The 4,676-nt window shown below is 43.8% G+C and carries 5 protein-coding genes; 4 read left to right on the top strand and 1 reads right to left on the bottom strand.

Annotated elements, in window-relative coordinates:
* The 4 genes from RMO27_RS03905 to RMO27_RS03890 form a co-directional block, all read left to right on the top strand.
* Positions 1–2,295, top strand: a 2,295-nt coding sequence (locus RMO27_RS03905) for a HEAT repeat domain-containing protein (protein WP_309729312.1), incomplete at its 5' end; no start/stop codon positions are given.
* 27 nt (positions 2,296–2,322) lie between these two features.
* Positions 2,323–2,571 (top strand): type II toxin-antitoxin system ParD family antitoxin, encoded by a 249-nt coding sequence (locus tag RMO27_RS03900; protein ID WP_309729310.1) that lies wholly within the window; start codon positions 2,323–2,325, stop codon positions 2,569–2,571.
* Positions 2,572–2,574: 3 nt separating this feature from the next.
* The gene (locus RMO27_RS03895; RefSeq protein ID WP_309729308.1) at positions 2,575–2,901 is read left to right on the top strand and encodes a type II toxin-antitoxin system RelE/ParE family toxin; all 327 of its coding nucleotides are present in this window, start codon (positions 2,575–2,577) and stop codon (positions 2,899–2,901) included.
* A complete protein-coding gene (locus RMO27_RS03890) occupies positions 2,898–3,302 on the top strand; it encodes a hypothetical protein (RefSeq protein WP_309729305.1) in 405 nt (134 codons plus the stop codon). The genes RMO27_RS03895 and RMO27_RS03890 overlap by 4 nt, the downstream gene beginning before the upstream one ends.
* 88 nt (positions 3,303–3,390) lie before the next feature.
* On the opposite strand, the gene moaA is transcribed toward RMO27_RS03890, so the two are convergent.
* Positions 3,391–4,380 (bottom strand): GTP 3',8-cyclase MoaA, encoded by a 990-nt coding sequence (gene moaA, locus RMO27_RS03885; RefSeq protein WP_309729303.1) that lies wholly within the window; start codon positions 4,378–4,380, stop codon positions 3,391–3,393.
* Positions 4,381–4,676: the final 296 nt, after the last annotated feature.

Genomic DNA, 4,676 nt, shown 5'->3' with positions numbered 1-4,676 from the left:
TGGCTGACTTTATCACGCGATCGAGCGGAGAGCATGTTAGAAGCTTGGCTGAAGCAGCGGGGCGAGACAGATCCAGCGAGTAAGGCGAAGGAATGGTTGGAGGATTTGGTGGAGCATCATCTATTACAGGTGGCGGCAGATCCCCAACAGATTGAATTTCATCACCAATTATTTCAGGAATATTATGCAGCACGGTACTTGCGATCGATGTTGCAAAATCAGCATCCCGATCTGGTGGATGACGATCGGTTGAAGCATTTTTATTTGAATTATCTCAAGTGGACGGAGCCGCTGGGATTGCTGTTGGGATTGTTGGAGGATGAAGATCAAGTAACAAGAATAGTTAAATCTGCTTTTGAAGTTGACTTAGTTTTAGGATCGCGATTGGCAGGACAAGTTCGGTTTAATTTTCAGAAACATCTTGTTGAAGATCTTAATAGAAAAAAATTACCAACTTGGCTCAAGATATATTTACTCGGCTGCACTGGCTCAACCGAAGCTAAAACACCACTACTTATTTTTCTTGAAAGTAATGATTTGGATATTGCAACCAAGGCTGTTTTAGCTCTGCAAGAATTGAACGATCTAGAAATAGTACCTGTGCTAAAAGCAAGACTAGAAAAACTGGAAAAATGGATCGTGTCAGATCCTTCTACTCCTCCTTACATAGAAGCTGGTTTCAAAACTTTATCCTCCGAAGCAGTGGAGCTAGAGGTTAAAATCACCGAGCTACTTGTACAGTTGTCACCAATAGATGCCAAACCAATAATTGATAATTATTTAGATAGTCCTGACATATTTTTCGATTATTTATCACCAAGTAACGAGATAAACGAAATTGTTGTCCAATATGCACGAAAAAGCCAAGAAAACATCGAAGAGAGATTGATTTCAATCTTAGGGAAAACCAACGGTATAAATTGCATTAATAAAATTAGCCAACTAACGAGTATTCTACACGCTTTGAAAAGCGAAAGAACATCGTCTATTCTGATTAAAAAGCTGCACGTTACAGATAACAATCAATTGAAATCGGGAATCATTGATTTAATTGGTAAATTCGATGATGATGATTCATTGAATATTTTATATAAATTGCTATGTGATTTAGATTTTAACATGCGGTCTCAAGCAGCCAAGATACTTATTAATAATCGAAGATTAAATGCTATTCCACTCTTGGAGCCAATACTCAAAAATCAGGATTTCCATATCAGATGGAACGCATCTACAGTTTTAGCTGAGTTGGGTACAGAAATTGCTACCGAGGTTCTTGTTGAAGGTCTAAATCATAAAGATCGTGAGATTCGATCGCAATCAGCTAAATCACTAGGAAGCTTATCTTCAGAAAAAGTAAAAGAGTTTCTAGTGAAGGCATTGGAAGATCCGATCTACTTTGTTCGTAGAAGTGCTGCTATTGCCCTTGCAAAATCTGGCTCTGAAGAAGCAATACCTGAGCTACTCAAAGCACTACGTGATTATTATCCAGACGATCCTAAACTTGCTGATTCAAAATTTGAGTTTGAGTTGTCTGATGATGACAAAACAGAACAAAGAAAAGGTTTTATCATAAATGGGTTTGATTCCAATGCGGCTAGAGATATTGGAGACTACAGTGCTGTTAGGCAATGGGTCTACGAACCAATATCAAACAGGAAATATATTATTCAAGAAGTTGTTGATGCTTTAAATAAATTCAACACAGATGAAGTCAGAAAGAAACTGAAGGAATCTTTACTGCGAGGTGATAATATTACAGCAATTACGCTAGCTCAATTCGGAGATATTGAGATGGCACCATATCTTATCGAAATGCTTGGTAGCGATCTGTATTCATTAGATTACTTAGATCGAGCGTCTGGATTATTAGCAAATCTCATAGATGGTGCTCAAGAAGATTCCAAGAGAGATTCATTGATTTCAACTATTATTTCTCATCTTAACTCACCAGGGATTGATAACAGCTACTACTTTAGGAATAGATTAGCAATAGTATTAATGAGAGTGGATAGTCCTTATGTCTCTAAATATATTGCTAAATTGGCGACACTTCTAGACACTAAATCAGGTGAACAAGCATTATTGATTATCGAGTCTGCTCAATACAACTGCAAATTTTACAACTATGATATTTTCCGTTCCCCACCACCTTTAATCCAACATTCACAGACAGGATTGACCGTTTACATCGAAGGCAATAAAACCGAGAATCATTTTCCCAACGCCACCGAAGTTAAAATCATTGAGAAAGTCGATCGATACTATCAAACCCCATCCAAAGATTCATCATCATAGAATTACACCCTCAATCCACAAACCACCATGAACACCCTCCCCATCAACCTTCCCGAAAACCTCACCACCTACCTCCAAACCCAAATCGAATCCGGTCACTACGCCACCCCTAGCGACTATATCCAAGCCCTCATCCAAGCCGACCGCGATCGCCAAACTCGCCTCGAAACCCTCGCCCTCGAAGGCATCCAATCCGGCTCCGCCACCCCCATCACCCCTGACGACTGGACGCAGATCCGCGCCACCGTTCGCCAAAACCTCAGTCAGGGCAACTAAACCATGCCCCAACTGAACAAACGCCCGATCGTCATCCAAGATCTCATCGAAATTGCCACCTACATCAGCTACGATAATTTAGACGCAGGAGATCGATTTATCTATGCTGCCGAAGCTACCTTCCAACTCATTGCTAAAGTCCCTGGTATCGGCAGATTTAGCGGTTTTACTAACCCCGAAGTTGCCCAAGTTCGCCAATATCCCGTCAAAGGATTCCCAAACTATCTCATCCTCTACCAACTTACCGAAGACACCATCGACATTATTCGCGTCCTACATGGCGCACGCAATCTAGAAAGTACCCTATCTGAAACCGAGAACCCAAAGTGAGCGACACATCTAAATACAACTTCCCCAACGCCCAAAAAGTCCAAATCTTCGAGCAAGTAAACACATACATCGAAAACAACTATCCAAATGATCGCGAAACCAAAGCCGCGATCTCTGATATCCAAAGCCTGATCGTCCAACTCCAAACCCAACATCCTCAAGTCACTACCGAAACTCAAGCCATTCACATCATCGACGTAGAATTCATCGAAATCCAACAGTCCACAACTCACAAGCTAGCCACCCTCCGCCAGCAACTCCTCAATCCCGAACGCCACCTCCAAGCTACAAAAGCCGCTCTGGTGGAAATCGCCAAGCATTACCTAGAGGAAAGCATCTGGGCAAAAGCGATGATTACTTACCTCGACAAATTCAGTGAAGAGCCTAATCGCGGAGCTTAAAATAGGCGTTGCTAAGTTGACATCCACTCAATTTGAGTGTTAGATCGTCGATCGTTTACTTGGGTCGTTTCCATAGAATCAATCTTTGTTAGCCTCCAATTTGAGACATGGTACGATGATAAGACCCGGTTTCACTGCCAGATTCGCGACCTTTGTAGTTAATTTCGGGTTTGAGTGCGAGTAAATCGCGGACTTGCGATCGCAACTCTTTTGTCGAAACCCCATTACGCAGTGCAGTTTTGAGATCCAGTTGTCCGGTTTCGTTGAGTAGACACGGACGCAACCACCCATCCGCAGATAGCCGCATGCGATTGCATCTGTCACAAAAGCATTCTGACATTTGACTGATAAATCCGAGCGTCCCCTGCGCGCCTGGAATCGTAAACACATCCGCAGGGCCATTTCCCTTCACATGTGCTGCTGTTAAACCCCAGCGTTCGCGAATTTGGTGGCGGATTGATGCTGACGAGATCCAGCCGCGATCGCTAAATAATTCATCGTTGCCAATTGGCATAAACTCGATAAAGCGGACGTGCCATTGTTTGTCGATGCTCAGCGCGGCTAGATCTAAGACTTCGGTATCATTGACGCCTGGGATCACTACGACATTTAATTTCAGTGGTGTAAATCCTGCGCGATCGGCAGCCAAAATCCCATTCCAGACCTGTTGCCAGCGCGATCTGCCAACATTGCCAACGATCCGATCGAAGGTAGCCTCATGGAGCGAATCGAGGCTGATATTCACGCGACGTAAGCCAGCTCTATATAAGTCTTCTGCCATGCCAGAGAGTAAAAAGGCATTGGTTGTCAGCGATAAATCTTGAGTTTCTGGTAGACTCGCGATCGATCTGACAATCTCGACGACTCCTTTACGTAATAATGGTTCGCCACCAGTCAGCCGAAAACAGTTGAAACCGACTGGGATAAATACTTCCCGAATCAGTGTCAGCAGCTCATCATCAGTCAAAAGTTGCTGGCGGTGGAGATACTCTAACTCCGCTCCCTCCGGCATACAATACTGACACCGAAAGTTGCAGCGATCGATGAGGCTAATTCGTAAGTAATTTACCTGGTTCATCTTTCTATTGTGACCGATCGGTCGCAGAGTTGGGAGTTGGGAGTTGCGACTGAAATCACGCGGAGAGTGGAGGAGGATGTGTTTCAGTCAGCGACGCGCGACCTGGAGGTTTCCTCCAGGTTGTGTGCGTCAAGACAAGACAGGGAGCGGGGCGCGGGGTTGAGATAGTTAGTTAACCCAAGTTGCTACCTACAATCTAAGCGGTTAGAAACCGCTCCTCGGAATGCGAAGTCCGCCTTCGCGGACTAATAAACTAGTCCGCCTTCGCGGACTTCGCAACATTAGCCACGATTTCA

The organism is Chamaesiphon sp. OTE_75_metabat_556 (genome assembly GCF_031378165.1).
In the GTDB taxonomy this organism is placed as follows: Bacteria; Cyanobacteriota; Cyanobacteriia; order Cyanobacteriales; family Chamaesiphonaceae; genus Chamaesiphon.
Note: the sequence above shows the minus strand (reverse complement) of the source record. Positions and strands in the feature narration are given on the sequence as shown.